General features: G+C 54.7%; 22 protein-coding genes. 15 read left to right on the forward strand and 7 right to left on the reverse strand.

The window, feature by feature from the left end:
• Positions 1–7: 7 nt before the first annotated feature.
• Positions 8–1213 (reverse strand): glycosyltransferase, encoded by a 1206-nt coding sequence (locus ACQG1Y_RS00770; RefSeq protein WP_368740457.1) that lies wholly within the window; start codon positions 1211–1213, stop codon positions 8–10.
• A gap of 206 nt (positions 1214–1419) precedes the next feature.
• Between ACQG1Y_RS00770 and ACQG1Y_RS00775 the strand changes: the two genes are divergently transcribed.
• Positions 1420–2220 carry a glycosyltransferase family 2 protein gene (locus tag ACQG1Y_RS00775; RefSeq protein WP_047637970.1) on the forward strand — a complete coding sequence of 267 codons (801 nt, stop codon included), beginning with the start codon at positions 1420–1422 and terminating at the stop codon, positions 2218–2220.
• 11 nt (positions 2221–2231) lie between these two features.
• Here the strand turns inward: ACQG1Y_RS00775 and ACQG1Y_RS00780 are convergent, their stop codons facing one another.
• The 3 genes from ACQG1Y_RS00780 to gpmM are packed head-to-tail and all read right to left on the reverse strand — an operon-like array spanning position 2232 to position 6005.
• Positions 2232–3164, reverse strand: a complete 933-nt coding sequence (locus ACQG1Y_RS00780) for a divergent polysaccharide deacetylase family protein (RefSeq protein WP_017693955.1) — start codon at positions 3162–3164, stop codon at positions 2232–2234.
• 3 nt (positions 3165–3167) lie between these two features.
• Positions 3168–4427 carry a murein hydrolase activator EnvC gene (gene envC, locus ACQG1Y_RS00785; RefSeq protein ID WP_026094345.1) on the reverse strand — a complete coding sequence of 420 codons (1260 nt, stop codon included), beginning with the start codon at positions 4425–4427 and terminating at the stop codon, positions 3168–3170.
• A gap of 33 nt (positions 4428–4460) precedes the next feature.
• Positions 4461–6005 carry a 2,3-bisphosphoglycerate-independent phosphoglycerate mutase gene (gene gpmM / locus ACQG1Y_RS00790; protein ID WP_032646785.1) on the reverse strand — a complete coding sequence of 515 codons (1545 nt, stop codon included), beginning with the start codon at positions 6003–6005 and terminating at the stop codon, positions 4461–4463.
• A gap of 248 nt (positions 6006–6253) precedes the next feature.
• Here gpmM and ACQG1Y_RS00795 point away from each other — a divergent pair, with 248 nt between their 5' ends.
• The 5 genes from ACQG1Y_RS00795 (at position 6254) to cysE (ending at position 9363) form a co-directional block, all read left to right on the forward strand.
• Positions 6254–6685 carry a rhodanese-like domain-containing protein gene (locus tag ACQG1Y_RS00795; protein ID WP_017383604.1) on the forward strand — a complete coding sequence of 144 codons (432 nt, stop codon included), beginning with the start codon at positions 6254–6256 and terminating at the stop codon, positions 6683–6685.
• A gap of 11 nt (positions 6686–6696) precedes the next feature.
• Complete coding sequence (gene grxC, locus ACQG1Y_RS00800) at positions 6697–6948, forward strand: glutaredoxin 3 (protein WP_003860837.1); 252 nt, start codon at positions 6697–6699, stop codon at positions 6946–6948.
• Positions 6949–6979: 31 nt separating this feature from the next.
• Positions 6980–7447 (forward strand): protein-export chaperone SecB, encoded by a 468-nt coding sequence (gene secB, locus ACQG1Y_RS00805; protein WP_014168079.1) that lies wholly within the window; start codon positions 6980–6982, stop codon positions 7445–7447.
• On the forward strand, positions 7447–8466 hold the full coding sequence (gene gpsA / locus ACQG1Y_RS00810) for an NAD(P)H-dependent glycerol-3-phosphate dehydrogenase (protein ID WP_006812398.1): 1020 nt from the start codon (positions 7447–7449) through the stop codon (positions 8464–8466). The genes secB and gpsA overlap by 1 nt, the downstream gene beginning before the upstream one ends.
• A 75-nt stretch (positions 8467–8541) precedes the next feature.
• On the forward strand, positions 8542–9363 hold the full coding sequence (cysE, locus tag ACQG1Y_RS00815; protein ID WP_022646641.1) for a serine O-acetyltransferase: 822 nt from the start codon (positions 8542–8544) through the stop codon (positions 9361–9363).
• Between the two features lie 54 nt (positions 9364–9417).
• Here cysE and ppiC read toward each other — a convergent pair whose 3' ends face one another.
• Entirely contained in the window at positions 9418–9699 is a 282-nt protein-coding gene (ppiC, locus tag ACQG1Y_RS00820) for a peptidylprolyl isomerase PpiC (protein ID WP_006812396.1), read from the reverse strand.
• A gap of 85 nt (positions 9700–9784) precedes the next feature.
• Here ppiC and rep point away from each other — a divergent pair, with 85 nt between their 5' ends.
• The gene (gene rep / locus ACQG1Y_RS00825; RefSeq protein WP_015570023.1) at positions 9785–11809 is read left to right on the forward strand and encodes a DNA helicase Rep; all 2025 of its coding nucleotides are present in this window, start codon (positions 9785–9787) and stop codon (positions 11807–11809) included.
• A 51-nt stretch (positions 11810–11860) separates the two neighbouring features.
• On the opposite strand, the gene gppA is transcribed toward rep, so the two are convergent.
• On the reverse strand, positions 11861–13345 hold the full coding sequence (gppA, locus tag ACQG1Y_RS00830; RefSeq protein WP_017383602.1) for a guanosine-5'-triphosphate,3'-diphosphate diphosphatase: 1485 nt from the start codon (positions 13343–13345) through the stop codon (positions 11861–11863).
• A gap of 5 nt (positions 13346–13350) precedes the next feature.
• The gene (gene rhlB / locus ACQG1Y_RS00835; RefSeq protein ID WP_006812393.1) at positions 13351–14619 is read right to left on the reverse strand and encodes an ATP-dependent RNA helicase RhlB; all 1269 of its coding nucleotides are present in this window, start codon (positions 14617–14619) and stop codon (positions 13351–13353) included.
• A 144-nt stretch (positions 14620–14763) separates the two neighbouring features.
• Here rhlB and trxA point away from each other — a divergent pair, with 144 nt between their 5' ends.
• From trxA to rffA, 8 genes are all read left to right on the forward strand, one after another.
• Complete coding sequence (gene trxA, locus ACQG1Y_RS00840; RefSeq protein WP_006812392.1) at positions 14764–15093, forward strand: thioredoxin TrxA; 330 nt, start codon at positions 14764–14766, stop codon at positions 15091–15093.
• Positions 15094–15434: 341 nt separating this feature from the next.
• Positions 15435–16694, forward strand: a complete 1260-nt coding sequence (rho, locus tag ACQG1Y_RS00845) for a transcription termination factor Rho (RefSeq protein ID WP_001054528.1) — start codon at positions 15435–15437, stop codon at positions 16692–16694.
• A 222-nt stretch (positions 16695–16916) separates the two neighbouring features.
• A complete protein-coding gene (wecA, locus tag ACQG1Y_RS00850) occupies positions 16917–18038 on the forward strand; it encodes a UDP-N-acetylglucosamine--undecaprenyl-phosphate N-acetylglucosaminephosphotransferase (RefSeq protein ID WP_045324788.1) in 1122 nt (373 codons plus the stop codon).
• A 13-nt stretch (positions 18039–18051) separates the two neighbouring features.
• The gene (wzzE, locus tag ACQG1Y_RS00855) at positions 18052–19098 is read left to right on the forward strand and encodes an ECA polysaccharide chain length modulation protein (protein WP_017693953.1); all 1047 of its coding nucleotides are present in this window, start codon (positions 18052–18054) and stop codon (positions 19096–19098) included.
• Between the two features lie 56 nt (positions 19099–19154).
• Entirely contained in the window at positions 19155–20285 is a 1131-nt protein-coding gene (wecB, locus tag ACQG1Y_RS00860; RefSeq protein WP_006812390.1) for a non-hydrolyzing UDP-N-acetylglucosamine 2-epimerase, read from the forward strand.
• Complete coding sequence (wecC, locus tag ACQG1Y_RS00865) at positions 20282–21544, forward strand: UDP-N-acetyl-D-mannosamine dehydrogenase (protein ID WP_047741065.1); 1263 nt, start codon at positions 20282–20284, stop codon at positions 21542–21544. Before wecB ends, wecC begins: the two co-directional genes overlap by 4 nt.
• Positions 21541–22218, forward strand: coding sequence for a dTDP-4-amino-4,6-dideoxy-D-galactose acyltransferase (rffC, locus tag ACQG1Y_RS00870; protein WP_045348422.1), 678 nt, complete (start codon positions 21541–21543; stop codon positions 22216–22218). Before wecC ends, rffC begins: the two co-directional genes overlap by 4 nt.
• Before the next feature lie 4 nt (positions 22219–22222).
• Complete coding sequence (gene rffA, locus ACQG1Y_RS00875; protein WP_015570019.1) at positions 22223–23353, forward strand: dTDP-4-amino-4,6-dideoxygalactose transaminase; 1131 nt, start codon at positions 22223–22225, stop codon at positions 23351–23353.

Genomic DNA, 23353 nt, shown 5'->3' on the forward strand with positions numbered 1-23353 from the left:
CGTTTGGTTATTGCGCGCCAAGAACGGCCTCGACACCGTTAACATAGCTTTCAATGGCATACATGTTGCAGACATTCTGGTGTGCGGCAGCGGCGAGCCGGGCGCGCAGAGCAGGATCCTGCCAGATATTATCCAGATGTTGAGCAAGTTGCGACACGTCGCTCCAGGGAAACAGCAGGCCGGTCGACTCATGATCGATCAATTCTGCCGTGCCGGTCACCTTTGAACCAATCACGGGAATATTCAGCAGCATTGCCTCCAGCACGACGCGCGGCAGGCCTTCGCTCTGCGAGGCCAGAATAAATGCGTCAAAGGTGGCGAGATAGTCAAAAGGCGTGTTCTGGAAACCGGTAAAAATGACGTGCTCAGCAATACCCAGCGCGTCAGCCTGTGCCGCCAGTGCGCCGCGCTCCGCCCCTTCACCGACCAGCACCATCTTCCATTTTGCCTGCGGGTGCCTCTGGCTGAACTGTGCCAGCGCCTCCAGCGTATGGTGGTTGGCTTTGCGAGGGATTAGCGAGCCAATGCTGCCGAACACAAACGTGTCGTCATCAATGTTCAGGCGCTGGCGCATCGCGCGTCGGTCGGGCAAAGGCTGGTGGATGTCGATAGCATTGTTGACCGTGGTACACAGCGCTGGCCGGACGCCATGCTGAAGCAACACGCGTTCAACGCCGTGCGAGACGGCGATGATTTTTGTGGCATGGGCATTGACCAGCTTCACCAGCGGCGGGGTCAGCACCGGTTCAATCCGGCAGTGCTGGATTATCCGCGCATGCAGGTTTGCGCCCGCCAGATACCCTTCTTCGTTAGAGCCTGGCTGGTTGTTCATATACAGCGTATCGAATCCACCTTCCCTGAAAATGGTCTCGATCTTGCTGACGTTGGGGCGAATGCGCCACAGGGTATCGATATGCCGCGTAAATGCTTTGCGCGCTGAACGCGAAAAAAACAGCAGACCACGTCCCGCTTCTTTAAGTAGTTTTGCCCATGCCGGTTGCTTACGTTGAGGGATAACGAGTAGCGGGATCCCAATGCTATTGAGCACCTGGCCAATCGTTTGACCTTCAGCACGACTATAATCCCTGTAAAAACAACAGGTAATGTCGAATTTGTCGCGGTTGATTCGCTTCAGAAGCTCAAGCATACTGTTGGTACCTCCCCCCCATTCTTTGCCCGTGTCCAGGAGGAGGATTTTACGTTTTTGCGGCATGTCTGAATCCGTATGCTACCCTTCATCTGACCGCATTATAAAGAATTTACTGAAATAAAATAGATTTTTTGTATTCATTTGCCTTTTTATAAGCAAAGGTTTTAAACACGCTTATTTTAAAAGTGCGATTTAAGACTTTAATCGCCTCTTCTCAATTCGATAGTATGAGTGCAAAAATTTTATGTTGTTATTGAGAGAGTGAAAATATGTTTAAAATAACGGTCTGCTTATTAACGTTTAACTCCGAAAGAACGTTGCACGATGTTATTCCTCCTCTTTTAAAAATAGCAGATGAATTCGTTATAGTGGATTCCGGAAGTACAGACTCGACGATATATATTTGCCAGAGTTATGGATTGTCGCCCATATTCAAAAAATATAGCTGGCACGGCGAGCAGATGAACCATGCCGTATCCCATGCGCACAACGACTGGGTGCTGTGCATGGACAGCGACGAAATACTCGATCAAGAAACCGTTGATGCTATTTTAAAATTAAAAATGGGCGATGAACCCGAACCGGATATGGCGTGGCGGATATGTCGTCACTGGTTTGTTTTGGGAGAAAATGTCCGAACGATTTATCCCGTCTCATCACCGGATTATCCTGTGCGTCTTTTTAACCGTACGCAGTCGCGATTTAATAACCGGCCAGTAGACGATCAGGTTGAAGGTTTTCTCCGTTCTGAACGTATTCCAGGTTATGTCAGACATGATACGTTTCATTCGCTGCATGAACTTTTTAATAAATTAAACGGATATACCACTCGCCTGGTTCAATATCAGACGATACGTCCCTCTCTTGGTCGCGGCGCGATCAGCGCTATTGGCGCATTTTTCAAATGGTATCTGTTTAGCGGTGCGTGGCGTCAGGGCAAAGTAGGTGTGGTGACAGGGTTTTATGCCACGGCGTACAGTTTTTTGAAGTATTTCAAGGCCTGGTATCAGGATCGGGAAAAGAGAGAGTCCGTTGCAAAAGAGCAGTCGGACTCTTATCTGGCAGAATAGGCGTTAGCCGATCAGGCTTTTTTTCCCCAACCCTGCCACTGTTGCTGGACGTATTTAACCAGTGTACTGCTGCTGATGCTTTCGCCAATCACCGAGAAGAAGCGGGTTGCATAGACCGGTTCAGGCGGCTGTTTCAGCGTGCAGTTCTTCACGCCGCGGAATGGATTACGCGGCTGCGTTGCGGGTGGTTGCGCGCTACCCGGACGAGAAGTATCCACCTGAGGTTCATTGAGCAGATCGCTCGGACGCACCAGCGTAATATCGGCGGGTAAGCCCGGCAACATTTGCTGCAAAACGCGAACGGTAGACGGATGCGGATGCCCAATGGCAATCGCCGAACCGTTACGGCGCGCCAGCTGTACCGCGCGGTTAAACTGCACGCGGATATCCGCTTCGTTCTGGGAGTCGTCCAGGAATACTTTGCGCTTGATGACTTTTACACCTGTCCCCTGAGCGGCACGCATCGCCTGGCTGTTGCCGATGGTCATGCTGTCAAGGAAATAGAGATTGTAACGCTCCAGCGCCTGCATCACTTTCAGCATACCGTACAGGCTGGAGGTCATCGCGCTGCCCATATGGTTATTCAGACCCACGGCATACGGCACTTTATTGTACGCATCGCGGATGATGCGATCGATCTCGTCGCTGCTCATGTCCGGGCGCAGGGTATCTTTTTCCAGCGGCTGCTTGCTGAGGGGGGCCATCGGCAGATGGATGAGGACCTGATGGCCGCCATTGTGCGCTTTGGTCGCCATTTCATGCGCGTGAGGCGCATTAGGCAGGACGGCGACAGAGATGGCTGGCGGCATCGCCAGCACCTGATTTTCATAGTGTGGTCGATAACCGAAGTCATCAATCACAATCGCGAGTTTGCCTGCATAAACCGGTGCAGCCAGCGCCAGTGCGCTGACTACGGAAACAACAATTCGACGAAATTGAAGCAAAACCTATCTTCCCAACCACGGCTGTGGATTGACCGCCTGACCCTGACGACGAATTTCGAAATAGAGTGACGGGCGGCCCTGACCGCCACTGCTGCCCACAAGGGCAATGGGTTGACCCGCGCGCACCTGGGTGCCAACGCTGACCAGCGCGCTCTGGTTGTAGCCGTAAAGACTCATATCGCCTTTACCGTGTTCAACCACCACCACGAGCCCATAACCCTGTAGCCAGTCGGCCAGGATCACGCGGCCATCGGCGATGGCTTTCACTTCGCTACCTTCAGACGCACCGATAACGATCCCCTTCCAACGTAGCTCACCCTGCAACTGTTCGCCATAGCGATGCAGGATCGTACCGCGAACGGGCCAGTAAGCCTGACCACGCGGGGAGCCGAGGCCGCCGGTACGCGACATCAGGGAACGTTCATTTTCAGTCGGTTTATAGGTAGTGCCTTTCCGGGAGGCTTCCTGCTGCTTATTACGCACCGCCTGCGCTTCGCGCGCTTCTTTTTCGGCGCGCGCTTTGGCCGCGGCTTCTGCCCGGGCAATGCTGTTACGCAGTCTGGATTCGTTGGCGCGCATTTCGCTCAGCTGGCTTTGTCCTGCCTGGATAGAGGACTCCAGCCCGGCGAGCGTCTTCTTACGCTCATTGCGCGCCTGCTCAAGCTTCTCCTGCTGCGCCTGCTGATCGTAGAGCAGCGTTTGCTGCTGGCTCTGCTTCTCTTCCAGCTCGGCTTTTTGCGTGGTGACTTCTTCGCGCGTCTGTTTCAGCTGCGCAATGGTCTCCTGACGCGCCTGGTTTAGATAGCCGAAATAGGCCTGTAAACGCTGACCACGCTGGCTCTCTTCACCGCTGAGGATCAGCTGAAGGCCTGTGTGCTCACCCTGACGGAAAGCAGCATCAAGCTGTGCAGCAAGGTTGCGCTCCTGGGCATCGCGCTGACGCTCCAGTTTCGCAATCGACGCGTTCATTTCATCGATTTGCTTATTGAGCTGGGCAAGGGTGTTTTGTGTTTCACGCAGCTTACGCGCGGCGGCGGAAATGGCCTCTTCCTGCTTTTTAAGCTGGGCGAGCAGGGTGGCGCGCTGCTGTTGCTGCTGACGTACCGCACGCTCTTTGGCGGCGATATCGGCCTGAATGGATTTAAGCTGATCGCGGTCATCCGCGTGGGCGGATGCGGCGCACAGCAATACGCCAGCGCTGAGTGCGCTGGCGCAAAGCAGAGGTCTGACTGATAACCGAAGCGGCTTCACGACCCATGTGATTGAAAAAATCGCCTTTCCCCTCATGGGGAGCGATTATTCCACGATGAACAGCGGCTTGCCAGTCATCTCTTCAGGGATTTCCATACCCATCAGCGACAACATGGTTGGCGCGATGTCGGAAAGCTTGCCGCCTTCCACAGCTTTCACTGATTTATCACCTACATAAATCAGTGGAACAGGCAGGTTGGTATGGGCGGTATGCGCCTGACCGGTTGCCGGATCACGCATCTGTTCTGCGTTACCGTGGTCAGCAGTGATCAGCAGCTGGCCGCCCACGGATTCAACCGCTTTCGCGACCTGCTCAACGCAGTGGTCCAGCGCTTCAACCGCTTTAACGGCTGCTTCCATCACGCCGGTGTGGCCCACCATGTCGCCATTCGGATAGTTACAGATGATGGTGTCGTATTTACCGCTTTCGATCGCGGCCACCAGTTTTTCGGTCAGCTCCGCAGAGCTCATTTCTGGCTGGAGATCGTAAGTGGCGACTTTCGGCGAGTTAATCAGGATGCGGTCTTCGCCTTTAAACGGCTCTTCTACGCCACCGTTAAAGAAGAAGGTCACGTGCGCATACTTCTCAGTTTCGGAGATGCGCAGCTGCGTTTTATCGTTTTTCGCCATCCACTCGCCGAAGGTATTTTCCAGGGAAGCGGGTGGATACGCGCATGGGGCTTTGATATCCGCTGCATACTCGGTCAACTGGATGAAATCGATCTTCGCCACTTTCTTACGGGCGAAACCGTCGAAATCGCTGTTGACGAAGGCGCGGGTGATTTCGCGCGCGCGGTCAGCACGGAAGTTCATGAAGATCAGCGCATCGCCATCTTCCATGGCGGCATCGGCCTGGCCTTCAGCGCGGATCACGGTTGCCTTCACAAATTCGTCGTTTTCATCACGCGCGTAAGCCGCTTCCAGGCCTTCAACGGCGGTCGGGAACTGGAACTCGCCTTTTGCCAGGGTCAGCAGATCATAGGCTTGCTCAACGCGGTCCCAGCGGTTGTCACGGTCCATGGCATAGTAACGGCCAACGATGGACGCCACGCGGCCTTTGCCCAGTGCGGCAAATTTATCTTCAAACGCTTCAAGAGAACCTTTTGCGCTGCGTGGCGGCGTATCGCGACCATCCAGGAAGGCGTGCAGATAGATTTTTTCCGCACCGCGCTCGGCGGCCAGTTCTACCATCGCCATGATGTGATCTTCGTGGCTGTGAACGCCGCCCGCAGAGAGCAGACCCATAATGTGAACGGCCTTGCCTGCGGCAACGGCTTTATCAACCGCTCCGGTGAGCGTTGGGTTGGCAAAGAATGTACGTTCTTTGATTTCAACGTCCAGGCGCGTCAGGTCCTGATAAACGATACGGCCCGCACCCAGGTTAACGTGACCCACTTCAGAGTTGCCCATCTGACGATCCGGCAGACCCACTTCCAGGCCAGACGCATCAATCAGGGTGTGGGGACGTTTTGCCCATAGCGCATCCATAACCGGGGTTTTGGCGTTGAAAATGGCGTTATCCTGTTGATCTTCACGGTAGCCATAGCCATCCAGAATCACCAGTACCATAGGTTTTTTAGAAACCGACATTGCGACAACCTCATGCTCAAGAGACAAAAAATTTGCGTAATTTTACTACAGCTGAATCGATAAAATAGCCGCAGAAGATCAAAGAAAGCGCGGGGGCAATGCTGTTCTCAAGCCATTTTGAGGCTTTTTTTACGTGGCATGCCGCAGAAAATAGATTAGCTTTATGTCGCTGGCTGTATTTGCCACAGCGCACAGGTATACTCCTGTCCTGGTTTTTTTAATCACTTAGTCGGGAGTTGTTACCCCCCATGCAAGAAATTATGCAATTCGTTAGCCGCCACCCGGTTCTGAGCATCGCGTGGATTGGCCTGCTGGTCGCTGTACTGTTCACCACATTTAAGGGACTGACGTCTAAAATTAAGGTGATCACCCGCGGTGAAGCGACACGTCTGATCAACAAAGAGGACGCCGTGGTTGTCGATCTGCGTCAGCGCGACGATTTCCGCAAGGGCCACATCGCAGGTGCTATCAACCTGCTGCCAGCGGAAATTAAAGCGAACAACATTGGTGAGCTGGAGAAGCATAAAGCCCAGCCGATTATTGTTGTTGACGGCACTGGCATGCAGGCGCAGGAATCTGCCAGCGCACTGCATAAAGCAGGCTTTGAAAACGTAACGGTGCTGAAAGAAGGCATCTCCGGCTGGAGCGGGGAGAATCTTCCTTTAGTGCGCGGTAAATAAGGAGTTAAGTGATGGCCAATATTGAGATCTACACCAAAGCAACGTGCCCGTTCTGCCACCGAGCGAAAGCGCTGCTGTCCAGCAAAGGCGTAACGTTCAAGGAACTGCCGATCGATGGTGACGCGATTAAACGCGAAGAGATGATCCAACGCAGTGGTCGCACAACGGTTCCACAGATTTTTATTGATGCGCAGCACATTGGCGGCTGTGATGACTTGTATGCGCTCGACGCTCGTGGCGGACTCGATCCGCTGCTGAGCTAGAGACTTTAGGACAATTAAAAAGGGTTTTTCCATGTCAGAACAAAACAACACCGAGATGACTTTCCAGATCCAGCGCATCTACACCAAGGATGTCTCTTTCGAAGCGCCAAATGCGCCGCACGTTTTCCAGAAAGACTGGCAGCCAGAGGTTAAACTTGATCTGGATACCGCATCCACCCAGCTGGCGGATGATGTGTATGAAGTCGTACTGCGTGTCACCGTGACCGCCTCTCTGGGCGAAGAAACCGCATTCCTGTGCGAAGTTCAGCAGGGCGGTATCTTCTCCATCGGCGGCATCGAAGGCAACCAGATGGCGCATTGCCTGGGTGCATACTGCCCGAACATCCTGTTCCCGTATGCCCGTGAATGCATCACCAGCCTGGTTTCTCGCGGTACATTCCCGCAACTGAACCTTGCGCCAGTAAACTTTGATGCGCTGTTCATGAACTATCTACAGCAGCAGGCTGGCGAAGGTACCGAACAACATCAGGATGCCTGATGAGCACTGTTAATGCGTCAATGACTGTGATCGGTGCCGGCTCTTACGGCACCGCTCTTGCCATCACCCTGGCAAGAAATGGTCACGACGTGGTCCTGTGGGGCCACGATCCAAAACATATCGCGACGTTGCAACACGACCGCTGCAATGTGGCGTTTCTCCCGGACGTTCCGTTCCCTGACTCCCTGTATCTGGAAAGCGACCTCGCGACCGCGCTGGCGGCCAGCCGCAATATTTTGATTGTGGTGCCAAGCCATGTGTTTGGCGAAGTCCTGCGTCAGATTAAGCCGCTGATGCGTGCGGATGCGCGTATTGTGTGGGCGACGAAGGGGCTGGAAGCGGAAACCGGACGTCTGTTGCAGGACGTTGCCCGCGAGGCGCTGGGAACAGCGATCCCGCTGGCGGTGATCTCCGGGCCGACGTTTGCCAAAGAGCTGGCTGCGGGCTTGCCGACGGCGATTTCGCTGGCGTCCACCGACCAGGCATTTTCCGACGATCTTCAGCAACTGCTGCACTGCGGCAAAAGCTTCCGCGTGTACAGCAACCCCGATTTTATCGGCGTGCAGCTGGGCGGCGCGGTGAAGAACGTCATTGCCATCGGGGCCGGGATGTCTGACGGCATCGGTTTCGGCGCGAATGCGCGTACTGCGCTGATCACCCGTGGCCTGACCGAAATGTCCCGCCTGGGCGAAGCGCTGGGTGCCGACCCGGCCACCTTTATGGGAATGGCAGGGCTGGGCGACCTGGTGCTGACCTGCACCGATAACCAGTCGCGTAACCGCCGCTTTGGCATGATGCTCGGACAGGGCAGCGATGTAAAAAGCGCGCAGGAGAAGATTGGTCAGGTGGTTGAAGGCTATCGCAATACCAAAGAAGTTCGCGAACTGGCGCACCGTTTCGGTGTCGAAATGCCAATAACCGAGGAAATTTATCAGGTATTGTATTGCGGAAAAAATGCGCGCGAGGCAGCATTGACCTTATTAGGTCGTGCGCGCAAGGACGAGCGCAGCAGCAATTAGCCGGGAAGTATCGTCACCTGAATGACCCAGCCAGCGCAGAACTGGCTGGTCATTAACTATCGTCTGGAGCAAGCAATGCCGTGTGAAGAACTGGATATCGTCTGGAATAATATTAAAGCCGAAGCCCGAGCGTTGGCCGACTGTGAGCCCATGCTGGCCAGTTTCTATCACGCGACGCTACTTAAGCACGAAAATCTCGGCAGCGCCCTGAGCTATATGCTCGCCAATAAACTGGCTTCCCCTATCATGCCTGCTATTGCGATTCGCGAGGTGGTGGAAGAGGCCTACGCCGCAGATCCGGAGATGATTGCTTCTGCCGCCTGCGACATCCAGGCTGTGCGCACGCGAGACCCGGCGGTGGATAAATACTCCACGCCGCTGCTGTATCTCAAAGGCTTCCACGCCTTACAGGCGTACCGCATCGGCCACTGGTTATGGAATGAGGGACGCCGCGCGCTGGCCATCTTCCTGCAAAACCAGGTGTCCGTGACCTTCCAGGTCGATATTCACCCGGCGGCGAAAATTGGCCGCGGGATCATGCTCGATCACGCCACCGGCATTGTTGTTGGTGAAACGGCGGTGATCGAAGATGACGTGTCGATCCTGCAATCCGTTACGCTGGGCGGTACCGGTAAAACCAGCGGCGATCGCCATCCGAAAATCCGTGAAGGGGTGATGATTGGCGCGGGCGCTAAAATCCTCGGCAATATTGAAGTCGGACGCGGCGCGAAGATTGGCGCGGGGTCGGTTGTGCTCCAGCCTGTACCGCCGCACACCACCGCCGCTGGCGTCCCGGCGCGCATCGTCGGTAAGCCAGACAGCGATAAGCCGTCGATGGATATGGATCAGCACTTCAACGGTATTCACCACACCTTCGAATACGGCGACGGCATTTAAACGCGGGTACAGCCAGATAAAAAAGCCCGGTGAGTCAATGCACCGGGCTTTTGATTAGTTGCGGTATAACACTTTGATAATGTGATAGCCGAATTGTGTGTGCAGTGGGCCAGTTGGCTCCAGCACCGGGCAGGAGAAGACCACTTTATCAAACGCCGGGACCATCTGGCCCTGGCGGAACTCGCCTAAGTCACCACCGCGTTTGCCTGACGGGCAAATCGAGTGTTTCTTCGCCAGTTTGCCGAAGTCGGCGCCGTTTTTAATCTGTTCGAGCAGATCCTGTGCCAGTTTCTCTTCTTTAACAAGGATATGCAGTGCTGCTGCTGTTTTTGCCATGATCGTGCCTTGAGTCGACTAGTTTACGGTCGGTATACTACCACGCGTTTTTCCTCCTCTCCCGACTTTCATTGAGTGATCATTTATGCGTTTAAACCCCGGACAACAACAAGCTGTCGAATTCGTCACCGGACCCTGCCTGGTGCTGGCGGGAGCGGGATCCGGTAAAACACGCGTGATCACCAACAAAATCGCCCACTTAATTCGGGGTTGTGGATACCAGGCGCGCCATATCGCGGCGGTCACCTTTACCAACAAAGCGGCGCGTGAGATGAAAGAGCGCGTCGGCCAGACGCTGGGCCGTAAAGAGGCGCGCGGGCTGATGATCTCCACCTTCCACACGCTGGGTCTGGATATTATCAAGCGCGAATACGCGGCGCTGGGCATGAAGTCCAACTTTTCTCTCTTCGATGACACCGACCAGGTGGCGCTGCTTAAAGAGCTGACGGAAGGGCTGATAGAAGATGACAAAGTTCTGTTGCAACAGCTGATCTCGACGATCTCGAACTGGAAAAACGATCTGATGACGCCGGCCCAGGCAGCGGCAAGCGCCAAAGGCGAGCGCGACCGCATCTTTGCCCACTGCTACGGTCTGTACGACGCGCATATGAAAGCCTGTAACGTCCTGGATTTCGACGATCTGATCCTGCTGCCGACGCTGCTGCTTCAGCGGAATGAAGAGGTGCGCGAGCGCTGGCAGAACAAAATCCGTTACCTGCTGGTGGATGAATACCAGGACACCAACACCAGCCAGTACGAGCTGGTGAAATTGCTGGTAGGGCAACGCGCGCGTTTCACCGTGGTAGGCGACGACGATCAGTCGATTTACTCATGGCGTGGCGCGCGTCCGCAAAACCTGGTGCTACTGAGCAAAGACTTCCCGGCGTTGCAGGTGATTAAACTGGAGCAGAACTACCGTTCTTCCGGGCGTATCCTGAAGGCGGCGAACATCCTGATTGCCAATAACCCGCACGTCTTTGAGAAGCGCCTGTTCTCCGAACTGGGTTACGGCACCGAGCTGAAAGTGCTCAGCGCCAACAACGAAGAGCACGAAGCGGAGCGCGTAACGGGCGAGCTGATTGCCCATCACTTCGTCAACAAAACTGAATACAAGGATTACGCGATCCTCTATCGCGGAAACCACCAGTCGCGCGTCTTTGAAAAGATGCTGATGCAGAACCGCATCCCCTACAAAATCTCCGGCGGTACGTCGTTCTTTTCGCGTCCCGAAATCAAGGATCTGCTGGCCTATCTGCGCGTGCTGACCAACCCGGATGACGACAGCGCTTTCCTGCGCATCGTGAATACGCCGAAACGCGAGATTGGCTCTGCGACGCTGCAAAAACTGGGTGAATGGGCGATGACCCGCAACAAAAGCCTGTTCACCGCCAGCTTCGATATGGGGCTGAGCCAGACCCTGACCGGGCGCGGCTATGACGCCTTAACCCGCTTTACCCACTGGCTGGGTGAGGTACAGCGTCTGGCAGAGCGCGAGCCTGTGGCGGCAGTACGCGATCTGATCCATGGCATTGATTACGAATCCTGGTTGTATGAAACCTCTGCCAGCCCGAAAGCAGCCGAGATGCGGATGAAAAACGTTAACCAGCTCTTCAGCTGGATGACCGAAATGCTTGAAGGATCTGAGATTGACGAGCCCATGACCCTGACGCAGGTGGTCACCCGCTTTACGCTGCGCGATATGATGGAGCGCGGCGAAAGCGAAGAAGAGGCCGATCAGGTTCAGCTAATGACGTTACATGCCTCGAAAGGGCTGGAGTTCCCCTATGTCTATCTGGTGGGAATGGAAGAGGGCTTATTGCCGCACCAGAGCAGCATTGATGAAGATAACGTCGACGAAGAGCGCCGTCTGGCCTACGTGGGGATCACTCGTGCGCAGAAGGAGCTGACGTTTACGCTGTGCAAAGAGCGCCGTCAGTATGGTGAGCTGGTGCGCCCGGAGCCGAGCCGTTTTCTGCTGGAGTTGCCTCAGGACGATCTTATCTGGGAGCAGGAGCGTAAAGTCATTACCGCTGAAGAGCGTATGCACAAAGGGCAGGCAAACGTGGCAAACATTCGCGCGATGCTGGCAAAAGCCAAAGAGAAGGGATAACTATTTGCAGGCCGGGTAAGGCGAAGCCGCCACCCGGCACGATTCAAAGGGTCACTTCACATCAAGCGCCCAGTGCACATAGCTCTGCCACTGGTACTCCTGCTCAATCAGTTCCGCCCCAAGCGGATGATCCTCAAGCCAGTTTTCCGGTAGCGTCAGCGTCAGTTTCTCATCGTCTGCCGCCAGCGTAATGGCTGGCAGCAAATCATCACGACGCCGGCTGGCAAACAGGATCGCCAGGCGAAGCAGACGACACAGATGCTCCGCCACGCGCGGCGGTACAGCGTTCTGCTGGTGAAGGGAAGAGAGATCGACGGCGTTAGTCTGATTTAGCAGCAGGGTGGCCAGCAGCTTCTTCTGGGCGGGCGTATAGCCCGGCAAATCGAGATTACGCACCAGCCAGGCCGCGTGCAGCGGTGCCTGCTTGTACTCCACGCTGAGACCAATTTCATGTAGCGCACAGGCGCTTAGCAGCAGATCGCGGCTTAACGGTTCAATATCCCAGCTTTTTTTCACCTGATCGGCAAACAGTGACGCCAGTTGACTCACTCTGTGTGCCTGGTCGATATCAACAATAAAGCGGCGCTGAACGTTACGCAGCGTACGGCTACGGATGTCCTGATCGACCGACTGGTGCAGCATTCCGTAGACCAGACCTTCGCGCAGCGCACCGCCTGCCAGGGTCATACACTGGATATTCAGTTCAGTAAAAATGGCGATCAGAATGGCGAGCCCACTGGGGAAAACCAGCGCGCGTTCGAGCGTCAGCCCTTCTATTTCAAGCTCTTCCAGACGACCACACTGGATGGCGCGCTGTTTAAGCTGCTGGAGTTTGGCAAGCGTGATCCGCTCGTCCATTCCCTGTGCCATCATGATTTCCTGCAACGCCTGAACGGTTCCGGACGCGCCGACACACACTTTCCAGCCGTGATAGCGCAGTTCGTCCATGACCGGGCGCAGGACCGCACGCGCCGCGTTTTCCGCCTCGTCAAAATTCTCTTTGGCAAGGTTTCGATCGGTAAAGTAGCGTTCCAGCCAGGTCACACAGCCCATCGACAGGCTGAACAGTGACGTCGCCTGCGCGCCTGTGCCCGTGACCAGTTCGGTACTGGCGCCACCGATATCGACCACCAGACGGCGATCGTCGCCGCCGGTCGTGTGCGCCACACCCTGATAAATCAGACGCGCTTCTTCTTCACCGCTGATGACCTGCACCGGACAGCCCAGAATTTCCTGTGCTCTGGCAATGAAATCGCCAGCGTTAACCGCCAGACGAAGGGTCGCCGTGGCAACAACGCGAATTTGACTGAGCGGGATATCCTGCAAACGTTCTGCAAACAGACGCAGACACTGCCAGCCACGTTCCATGGCTTCCGGGGAGAGGTGATTGTCGCTGCTCAGGCCCGCCGCGAGGCGGACCTTGCGCTTAATGCGCGTCAGCGTTTGTATGCTTCCCGCCACCTCGCGCACAACCAGCATATGAAAACTATTCGAACCGAGATCAATTGCCGCATAAAGCGAGGTGGAGCTGAGCATATTTTTTAACCTGAACGACGACGATTACGCGGTGCACCGCCGGAACGACGCGGACCATTGCCGGAGCGTGGACGGGTAAGGCGCTTAGGTGGCGGCAGTTCGCTCAACAGCGCGTCCGGATTGTATTTGCTCTGTGGAATAGAGTGACCGATGTAGGTCTCAATGGCCGGAAGATTCAGCGCATACTCTTCACACGCAAGGCTGATGGAGTGACCGCTTGCGCCGGCACGACCGGTACGACCGATACGGTGTACATAGTCTTCACAGTCATCTGGCAGGTCATAGTTAAAGACGTGCGTCACGGCTGGAATGTGCAGGCCACGGGCCGCCACGTCGGTCGCGACCAGAATATCAAGGTCGCCACGAGTAAATTCGTCGAGAATGCGCAGGCGTTTTTTCTGCGCCACGTCGCCGGTCAGCAGGCCCACACGGTGCCCATCTGCCGCCAGGTGACCCCAGATATCTTCACAGCGGTGTTTGGTGTTCGCGAAGATAATTGCGCGATCCGGCCACTCTTCTTCGATCAGGGTTTGCAGCAGGCGCATTTTCTCTTCATTAGAAGGATAGAAGAGCTCTTCTTTAATGCGGTGCCCGGTTTTCTGCTCCGGTTCTACTTCCACATATTCCGCATTGTTCATCTGCTCGAATGCGAGTTCACGTACGCGGTATGACAGGGTAGCGGAGAACAGCATGTTCAGACGCTGGTTTGCCGCAGGCATACGGCGGAACAGCCAGCGGATGTCTTTAATGAAGCCCAGATCGTACATGCGGTCTGCTTCATCCAGCACCACGACCTGGATTGCGCCGAGGTTGATATGGTTCTGTTTGGCGTAGTCGATAAGACGGCCGGTGGTCCCAATCAGGATATCGACGCCGCTTTCCAGCACTTTCAGCTGTTTATCGTAGCCGTCGCCGCCATAGGCCAGGCCAAGTTTCAGGCCGGTGGCTTGCGCCAGGGGCTCAGCGTCTGCGTGGATCTGTACCGCCAGTTCTCGCGTCGGGGCCATAATTAGCGCGCGCGGCTGGTTAACTTTGCGGTCTGCAATCGCCGGGTGAGAAAGTAAATAATGAAACGTTGACGTTAAAAACGCCATCGTTTTGCCAGTACCGGTTTGCGCCTGCCCTGCAACGTCGCGACCGGCCAGCGTCAGCGGCAGGGCGAGAGCCTGAATGGGCGTGCAGTTATGAAACCCTTTAGTTTCAAGGGCTTCGATCACCTTTGGGTGCAGGGCGAAGTCGGAAAACTTCTGTTCTGTTAAATGTGTTTTGCTCATAGTGTGGTAGAATATCAGCTTACTATTGCTTTACGAAAGCGTATCCGGTGAAATAAAGTCAACCTTTAGTTGGTTAATGCGACATCAACACGTCGTTGGTGGAGACAAAACCAACGTACCAGGCTTATTCCTGTGGAGTTATATATGAGCGATAAAATTATTCACCTGACTGACGACAGTTTTGACACGGACGTACTTAAAGCTGACGGGCTGATCCTCGTTGATTTCTGGGCTGAATGGTGTGGTCCTTGCAAAATGATCGCTCCGATTCTGGATGAAATCGCTGACGAATATCAGGGCAAACTGACCGTTGCCAAGCTGAACATCGACCAGAACCCGGGCACCGCGCCAAAATACGGTATCCGTGGCATCCCGACCCTGCTGCTGTTCAAGAACGGTGACGTGGCGGCGACCAAAGTGGGCGCACTGTCCAAAGGTCAACTGAAAGAGTTCCTGGACGCTAACCTGGCGTAAGGTTTCTCAGCCGAGCGTCCAGAACGCCTAATTAACGGCGAGCTCTGGACGCCCGGCTTTAGTCGTGCTAAGTTAGCTATGACTACGTTTTAAACATATCTTGTTGTTTGAATCTTGTTTTACCCGATACTTCCCGTTGTTAACTTAAACAGTGCGTGAAGTTGCTAGATTCCGGGCTTGTCACTCAATCCGTCTTGTCGTTTCAGTTCTGCGTTCTTTCCCTGTGACCAGACAGCGAACAGACATGAGGTGATGGCCGCTAAACAGGCATGGATGACCCTGCCATACCATTCACAACATTAAGTTCGAGAATCACCCCGAGTTTAAGAACCCACACCATTATGAATCTTACCGAATTAAAGAATACGCCGGTTTCTGAGCTGATCACTCTCGGCGAAAATATGGGACTGGAAAACCAGGCTCGTATGCGCAAGCAGGACATCATTTTCGCCATCCTGAAGCAGCACGCTAAGAGTGGCGAAGATATCTTTGGCGACGGTGTGCTGGAGATACTGCAAGACGGATTTGGTTTCCTCCGCTCCGCAGACAGCTCCTACCTCGCCGGCCCTGACGACATCTACGTATCCCCTAGCCAAATCCGCCGTTTCAACCTCCGCACTGGTGACACCATTTCAGGTAAGATTCGTCCTCCAAAAGAGGGTGAACGCTACTTTGCGCTGTTGAAGGTTAACGAAGTTAACTACGACAAACCGGAAAACTCCCGCAATAAGATCCTGTTCGAGAACTTAACGCCGCTGCACGCTAACTCTCGTCTGCGCATGGAGCGTGGTAACGGGTCTACTGAAGACTTAACCGCTCGTGTGCTGGATCTGGCATCGCCAATTGGTCGTGGCCAGCGTGGTCTGATTGTGGCGCCGCCAAAAGCCGGTAAAACCATGCTGCTGCAAAACATCGCGCAGAGCATTGCTTACAACCATCCAGACTGTGTGCTGATGGTGCTGCTGATTGACGAACGTCCGGAAGAAGTAACCGAGATGCAGCGTCTGGTGAAAGGGGAAGTGGTTGCGTCTACCTTCGACGAGCCTGCTTCTCGCCACGTTCAGGTTGCGGAAATGGTCATCGAGAAGGCGAAACGCCTGGTTGAGCACAAGAAAGACGTGATCATCCTGCTCGACTCCATTACCCGTCTGGCGCGTGCCTACAACACCGTGGTGCCGGCTTCCGGTAAAGTACTGACCGGTGGTGTGGATGCTAACGCCCTGCATCGTCCGAAGCGTTTCTTCGGTGCGGCGCGTAACGTGGAAGAGGGCGGTAGCCTGACCATTATCGCGACGGCGCTGATCGATACCGGCTCCAAAATGGACGAGGTTATCTACGAAGAGTTCAAAGGTACAGGCAACATGGAACTGCACCTTTCTCGTAAAATCGCAGAAAAACGCGTCTTCCCGGCGATCGACTACAACCGTTCCGGTACCCGTAAAGAAGAGCTGCTTACCACTCAGGAAGAGCTTCAGAAAATGTGGATCCTGCGCAAAATCATCCATCCAATGGGCGAAATCGACGCAATGGAATTCCTCATTAACAAACTGGCGATGACCAAAACGAACGACGATTTCTTCGACATGATGAAACGCTCGTAACGCAAATAATCCCAGTAAACGCCACGTTTTTACGTGGCGTTTTTTATTTATGGACTATACGCTATTACCATACACTCCCAATTTTGACCGGTCGGTGCGAGAATGAGATAATTCGCACAGTAAAAATATTAATAGCTTGAATAATAAACAAATGGGTCGCAAGAGGTATGCTTTATGCCTTCTGGCTTGATGCCATCATGGTTATACTTCTTTGACTAACATATGTTGAGAACATCCATTGTGAACCTATTCGATACGTTTGCTGAACTAACCAGTATTTTTTTGTTTACTACTTGCTTTCTTTTTTTCGCGCGCAAGGTGGCAAAGTATCTGGGGTTAGTGGATAAACCCAATTTTCGTAAACGGCATCAGGGTATGATCCCCTTGGTGGGTGGTATCTCCGTTTTTGCAGGTGTCTGTTTCACTTTTGCTATCGCTGATTACTATATCCCTCATGCAAGGTTATACCTCAGCTGCGCGGCGGTTCTGGTTATTGTGGGGGCACTGGATGATCGTTACGATATCAGTGTAAAAATTCGAGCTCTCGTACAGGCTGCTGTTGGTATTGCCATGATGGTGGCAGCAAAACTTCACTTGAGCAGCCTTGGTTACATTTTTGGTTCCTGGGAGATGGTGCTCGGACCATTTGGTTACTTCCTCACACTCTTTGCCGTATGGGTTTCAATCAATGCCTTTAATATGGTCGATGGGATAGATGGTTTATTGGGCGGATTATCTTGTGTCTCATTTGCTGCTATTGGCATTATCCTATGGTTTGATAGTCAATACAGCCTGGCAATGTGGTGTTTCGCCATGATTGCGGCCATTCTACCCTACATCCTGTTAAATCTTGGGGCGCTGGGCCGTCGCTATAAAGTCTTTATGGGCGACGCGGGTAGCACATTGATTGGTTTCACTATTATCTGGATCTTGTTGGAAACTACGCAGGGTAAAACTCACCCTATCAGCCCGGTAACGGCTCTCTGGATTATCGCCATCCCGCTGATGGACATGGTCGCTATTATGTACCGCCGTCTGCGTAAAGGGATGAGCCCGTTTTCTGCCGATAGGCAACATATTCATCACCTGATTATGCGCGCCGGCTTCACGTCTCGTCAGGCATTTGTGTTGATTACGCTTGCGGCTGCTATTCTGGCTGCGATTGGCGTTGCCGCGGAATACGCACATTTCATTCCTGAATGGGTAATGTTGGTATTATTCTTGCTAGCATTTTTCATGTACGGTTACTGCATCAAGCGTGCATGGAAAGTCGCGCGTTTTATTAAACGTTTAAAACGCAGGATGCGTCGGAACAGTGGCAAAAACACAACATTAACTAAGTAAAACCGGGACTATGATGACTCAACCGTTGGCGGGAGCGAAATCAGTGGGCACTGAGAACGAGCTGGATATTCGTGGTTTGTTTCGCGTGTTATGGCAGGGCAAACTGTGGATTGTGGGGATTGCCCTGGGGTTCGCGCTGTTAGCGCTTGCCTACACCTTCTTTGCAAAACAAGAGTGGAGCGCCACGGCGATCACAGACCGACCAACGGTGAATATGCTTGGAGGCTACTACTCCCAGCAGCAATTCCTGCGTAATCTTGATATCAAGGCCAATCTGGCGACCCCGGATCAGGCTTCGGTGATGGATGAATCCTACAAAGAGTTTGTGATGCAGCTGGCGTCGTGGGATACACGTCGCGATTTCTGGTCCCAGACGGACTACTACAAGCAGCGCATGGTCGGTAACAGCAAAGCGGATGCCGCGCTGCTGGATGACCTGATTAATAACATTCAGTTTATGCCTGGCGATGTGCTCCGTAACGTTAGCGACAGCGTGAAGCTGATTGCGGAAACGGCGCCGGACGCCAATAACCTGTTGCGTCAGTACGTTGCTTTTGCCAGCCAGCGCGCGGCCAGTCATCTGAATGACGAGCTGAAAGGCGCCTGGGCTGCGCGTACTATTCAGATGAAAGCGCAGGTCAAACGCCAGGAAGAGGTCGCTAAGGCCATCTTCGCCCGTCGCGTACATAATATTGAGCAGGCGCTGAAGATTGCGGAACAGCACAATATTTCCCGTAGCGAAACGGATGTTCCGGCTGACGAACTCCCGGATTCAGAAATGTTCCTTCTTGGTCGCCCAATGCTTCAGGCTCGTCTGGAAAATATCCAGGCCGTTGGTCCTGACTTTGACCTTGATTACGACCAAAACCGCGCCATGCTCAATACGCTCAACGTCGGTCCAACGCTGGACCCGCGTTTTCAGACCTATCGTTATTTAAGAACGCCTGAAGAGCCTGTAAAACGCGATAGTCCGCGTCGCGCATTCCTGATGATCATGTGGGGGATTGTGGGCGCACTGACTGGCGCTGGCGTAGCGTTATTGCGTCGCCGCACAAACTAAGAACGCCGTCTACGATGAAGGCTGCGGCCTTCATCGTCTAATCGAAGAGAATCGATGTGAAAGTACTAACCGTATTTGGCACCAGGCCGGAGGCCATCAAGATGGCGCCTCTGGTTCATGCGCTGGCCAGAGATCCTGATATTGAAGCGAAAGTGTGCGTGACTGCCCAGCACCGTGAGATGCTCGATCAGGTCTTAACCCTCTTTTCTATCGTCCCGGATTACGATCTCAATATAATGAAACCGGGACAGGGACTGACGGAAATCACCTGCCGTATTCTGCAAGAATTAAAGCCTATTCTGGAGTCGTTCAAGCCGGATGTGGTGCTGGTGCACGGCGACACCACCACCACCGTGGCGACCAGCCTGGCCGCGTTCTATCAGCGTATCCCCGTTGGTCATATTGAAGCGGGTCTGCGTACCGGCAATCTCTATTCCCCGTGGCCGGAAGAGGCCAACCGTACGCTCACCGGTCACCTGGCGATGTACCATTTTGCGCCAACCGAGAACTCACGTCAGAACCTGCTGCGCGAAAATATCAGCGACAGCAAGATCTTCGTCACCGGCAATACGGTCATTGATGCGCTGATTTGGGTGCGTGACCGCGTGCTGGCTAACAGCGAGCTTCAGGCAGAACTTGCTGCGCGCTATCCGTTCCTGAACAACGGCAAGAAAACGATTCTGGTGACGGGCCACCGCCGCGAAAGCTTTGGCCGTGGCTTTGAGCAAATTTGCCACGCGCTCGCTGAAATCGCCGCGCAGAACGAGGATGTGCAGATTGTCTATCCGGTGCACCTCAACCCGAACGTCAGCGAACCGGTCAACCGTATCCTGGGCCACGTGGAAAACGTGCTCCTGATCGAGCCGCAGGACTATTTGCCATTTGTCTGGCTGATGAACCACGCCTGGCTGATCCTGACCGATTCTGGCGGCATTCAGGAAGAGGCGCCCTCCCTCGGTAAGCCGGTACTGGTGATGCGTGAAACCACCGAACGCCCGGAAGCGGTTACTGCCGGTACCGTGCGTCTGGTTGGAACGGATCCGCGTCGTATTGTCGAAGAGGTCACGCGCTTACTGCATGACGATGAAGAGTATCAGGCGATGAGCCGGGCCCACAATCCGTACGGTGACGGGCAGGCTTGTGGTCGTATTTTGCACGCACTTAAACACAATCGGGTAACGCTATGAGTTTTTCTACCATCTCTGTTGTTGGTCTTGGCTATATCGGGCTGCCTACTGCGGCGGCCTTTGCCTCTCGTCAAAAGCAGGTCGTTGGCGTAGATATCAACGCGCACGCGGTGGAAACCATCAACCGTGGCGAAATTCATATCGTGGAGCCCGATCTCGATCGTGTGGTGAAAAAGGCGGTGGACGGTGGCTTCCTGCGCGCCAGCACCACGCCGGTAGAAGCCGATGCGTACCTGATTGCGGTTCCTACGCCCTTTAAAGGCGATCATGAGCCTGACATGGTTTACGTCGAGGCGGCGGCAAAATCCATTGCGCCTGTGCTGAAGAAAGGGGCGCTGGTTATCCTTGAGTCCACTTCACCCGTTGGGGCAACCGAGCAGATGGCACAGTGGCTGGCCGAGGCGCGTCCTGATCTCAGCTTCCCGCAGCAGGCGGGCGACCAGGCCGATATCAATATCGCCTACTGCCCTGAGCGCGTACTGCCAGGCCAGGTGATGGTGGAACTGATCAAAAATGACCGCGTGATTGGCGGCATGACGCCAGTCTGCTCCGCGCGCGCCAGCGAGCTGTATAAGATCTTCCTTGAAGGCGAATGTGTGGTGACTAACTCCCGCACCGCCGAGATGTGCAAACTGACCGAAAACAGCTTCCGCGACGTTAACATCGCGTTTGCGAATGAACTGTCGTTGATTTGCGCCGATCAGGGGATTAACGTCTGGGAACTTATTCGCCTTGCCAACCGTCACCCCCGCGTGAACATCCTTCAGCCGGGGCCGGGCGTGGGTGGGCACTGCATCGCGGTCGATCCGTGGTTTATCGTGGCGCAGAACCCGGAACAGGCACGCCTGATTCGCACCGCACGCGTAGTAAACGACCACAAACCGCACTGGGTCATCAACCAGGTCAAAGCCACGGTCGCGGATTGCCTGGCCGACAGCGGCAAACGCGCCAGTGAGCTGAAAATTGCCTGCTTTGGTCTGGCATTCAAACCGAATATTGACGATCTGCGCGAAAGCCCGGCGATGGAAATTGCCGAAATGATCGCTGCCTGGCACAGCGGTGAAACGCTGGTGGTTGAGCCGAATATTCATGCGCTGCCGGCAAAACTTGCCGGTCACTGCACCCTTACCGCCCTGGATGACGCGCTGGCGACGGCGGATGTGCTGGTGCTGCTGGTGGATCACAATGCGTTCAAAGCGGTTTCCGGTGATGCCGTACGTCAGCAGTATGTTGTTGATACCAAAGGCGTGTGGCGTTGAGTATCCTCAACGGCGTGCTGGAGTCCCTTGAGTGGGAAAGCGCATTCTTTGCGCGTCCCTCAGCGATAGTGCGTCTGCGCGACAATGCCCCTGCGTTGCAGGAAGCAGACTTCAGCGCCTGGCAGCGCGTACAGGCTAAGATCCCGGCGGACCGCGCCGATCTGCTGGACGCCCTCCAGCAGCACGGATTCCGGCTGGTCGAGGGTGAGGTTGATCTCTCTGTTACCGTGGCTCTCCACGCCTCACCGGGCGCGGAAATTGCAACGGAGCAGGATATCCCCGCGCTGCGTAAGATGGCGGCGCTGGTCTTCGCTCAGAGCCGTTTCCGGGCGCCCTGGTATGCGCCCGATGACAGCGGCCGCTTTTATGCCCAGTGGATAGAGAATGCGGTCAAAGGCACGTTTGACCACGTCTGTCTGGTGTTCCGTACTGCCGGGGGGCAGATTCAGGGTTTTGTTTCGCTTCGCAGGCTCAACGAGCACGAGGCGCGCATCGGATTGTTAGCCGGGCGCGGCATGGGCGAGAAACTCATGCAGGCGGCGCTGCACTGGGCGGAGCAACAACAGGTATCGACGCTGCGGGTCGCAACCCAGATGGGCAACACCGCTGCGCTTAAACGTTATATTGCGAGTGGTGCCAGCATCGACGCCACCGCCTACTGGTTATACAGGTGACAAGATGATTCCATTTAACGCGCCTCCCGTTGTGGGCACTGAACTTGATTACATGCAGTCTGCTATGGGCAGCGGCAAGCTCTGTGGCGATGGCGGTTTTACCCGCCGCTGCCAGCAGTGGATGGAGCAACGTTTTCACAGTGCCAAGGTACTGCTGACGCCGTCCTGTACCGCATCGCTTGAGATGGCGGCGCTGTTGCTGGATATCCAGCCCGGCGATGAAGTGATCATGCCGAGCTACACCTTCGTCTCCACGGCGAACGCGTTTGTCCTGCGCGGGGCGAAAATCGTGTTTGTGGATATCCGTCCGGATACTATGAACATCGACGAAACGCTGATTGAAGCGGCTGTCACCGATAAAACGCGGGCGATTGTGCCGGTGCATTACGCGGGCGTGGCCTGTGAGATGGACACCATCATGGCCATCGCTAAAAAGCACAACCTGTTTGTGGTGGAAGACGCCGCGCAGGGCGTGATGTCCACCTACAAAGGGCGCGCGCTGGGCACCATTGGTCATATCGGCTGCTTTAGCTTCCACGAAACCAAAAACTACACCGCAGGCGGAGAAGGCGGCGCGACGCTGATTAACGATCGTGCCCTGGTGGAGCGTGCGGAAGTGATCCGTGAAAAAGGGACCAACCGCAGCCAGTTCTTCCGCGGTCAGGTGGATAAGTACACCTGGCGCGATATCGGCTCAAGCTACCTGATGGCGGATTTGCAGGCCGCGTATCTCTGGGCGCAGCTGGAAGCGGCAGAGCGAATCAATCTGCAACGCCTCTCCCTGTGGCAAACCTACTACGACGCGCTGGAGCCGCTGGCAAAAGCCGGACGTATTGAACTGCCGACTATTCCGGCAGACTGCATCCACAACGCTCACATGTTCTACATCAAGCTGCGCGATAACGACGATCGCAGCAAGCTGATTGCCTGGCTGAAAGAGGCGGAAATTATGGCGGTATTCCACTATATTCCGCTGCACTCCAGCCCGGCTGGCGAAGCCTTCGGGATGTTTGCCGGTGAAGACCGCTACACCACCAAAGAGAGCGAACGTCTGCTCCGCCTGCCCCTGTTCTACAACCTCGCGCCGGTGAACCAGCGTACGGTGATCAATTCGCTTCTGAGTTATTTCGCCTGA

Origin of the sequence: Enterobacter cloacae complex sp. 397G4, assembly GCF_050031515.1 — a bacterium.
GTDB lineage: Bacteria > Pseudomonadota > Gammaproteobacteria > Enterobacterales > Enterobacteriaceae > Enterobacter > Enterobacter hormaechei_C.

Coding starts and splice junctions, on each gene's coding strand:
- cysE (WP_022646641.1), top strand. CDS start 8,542: ATGCCGTGTGAAGAACTGGATATCGTCTGGAATAATATTAAAGCCGAA.
- secB (WP_014168079.1), top strand. CDS start 6,980: ATGTCAGAACAAAACAACACCGAGATGACTTTCCAGATCCAGCGCATC.
- ppiC (WP_006812396.1), bottom strand. CDS start 9,699: ATGGCAAAAACAGCAGCAGCACTGCATATCCTTGTTAAAGAAGAGAAA.
- gpsA (WP_006812398.1), top strand. CDS start 7,447: ATGAGCACTGTTAATGCGTCAATGACTGTGATCGGTGCCGGCTCTTAC.
- grxC (WP_003860837.1), top strand. CDS start 6,697: ATGGCCAATATTGAGATCTACACCAAAGCAACGTGCCCGTTCTGCCAC.
- ACQG1Y_RS00770 (WP_368740457.1), bottom strand. CDS start 1,213: ATGCCGCAAAAACGTAAAATCCTCCTCCTGGACACGGGCAAAGAATGG.
- gppA (WP_017383602.1), bottom strand. CDS start 13,345: ATGCTCAGCTCCACCTCGCTTTATGCGGCAATTGATCTCGGTTCGAAT.
- wzzE (WP_017693953.1), top strand. CDS start 18,052: ATGACTCAACCGTTGGCGGGAGCGAAATCAGTGGGCACTGAGAACGAG.
- rho (WP_001054528.1), top strand. CDS start 15,435: ATGAATCTTACCGAATTAAAGAATACGCCGGTTTCTGAGCTGATCACT.
- wecC (WP_047741065.1), top strand. CDS start 20,282: ATGAGTTTTTCTACCATCTCTGTTGTTGGTCTTGGCTATATCGGGCTG.
- rep (WP_015570023.1), top strand. CDS start 9,785: ATGCGTTTAAACCCCGGACAACAACAAGCTGTCGAATTCGTCACCGGA.
- gpmM (WP_032646785.1), bottom strand. CDS start 6,005: ATGTCGGTTTCTAAAAAACCTATGGTACTGGTGATTCTGGATGGCTAT.
- rffA (WP_015570019.1), top strand. CDS start 22,223: ATGATTCCATTTAACGCGCCTCCCGTTGTGGGCACTGAACTTGATTAC.
- trxA (WP_006812392.1), top strand. CDS start 14,764: ATGAGCGATAAAATTATTCACCTGACTGACGACAGTTTTGACACGGAC.
- rhlB (WP_006812393.1), bottom strand. CDS start 14,619: ATGAGCAAAACACATTTAACAGAACAGAAGTTTTCCGACTTCGCCCTG.
- ACQG1Y_RS00795 (WP_017383604.1), top strand. CDS start 6,254: ATGCAAGAAATTATGCAATTCGTTAGCCGCCACCCGGTTCTGAGCATC.
- ACQG1Y_RS00775 (WP_047637970.1), top strand. CDS start 1,420: ATGTTTAAAATAACGGTCTGCTTATTAACGTTTAACTCCGAAAGAACG.
- wecA (WP_045324788.1), top strand. CDS start 16,917: ATGTTGAGAACATCCATTGTGAACCTATTCGATACGTTTGCTGAACTA.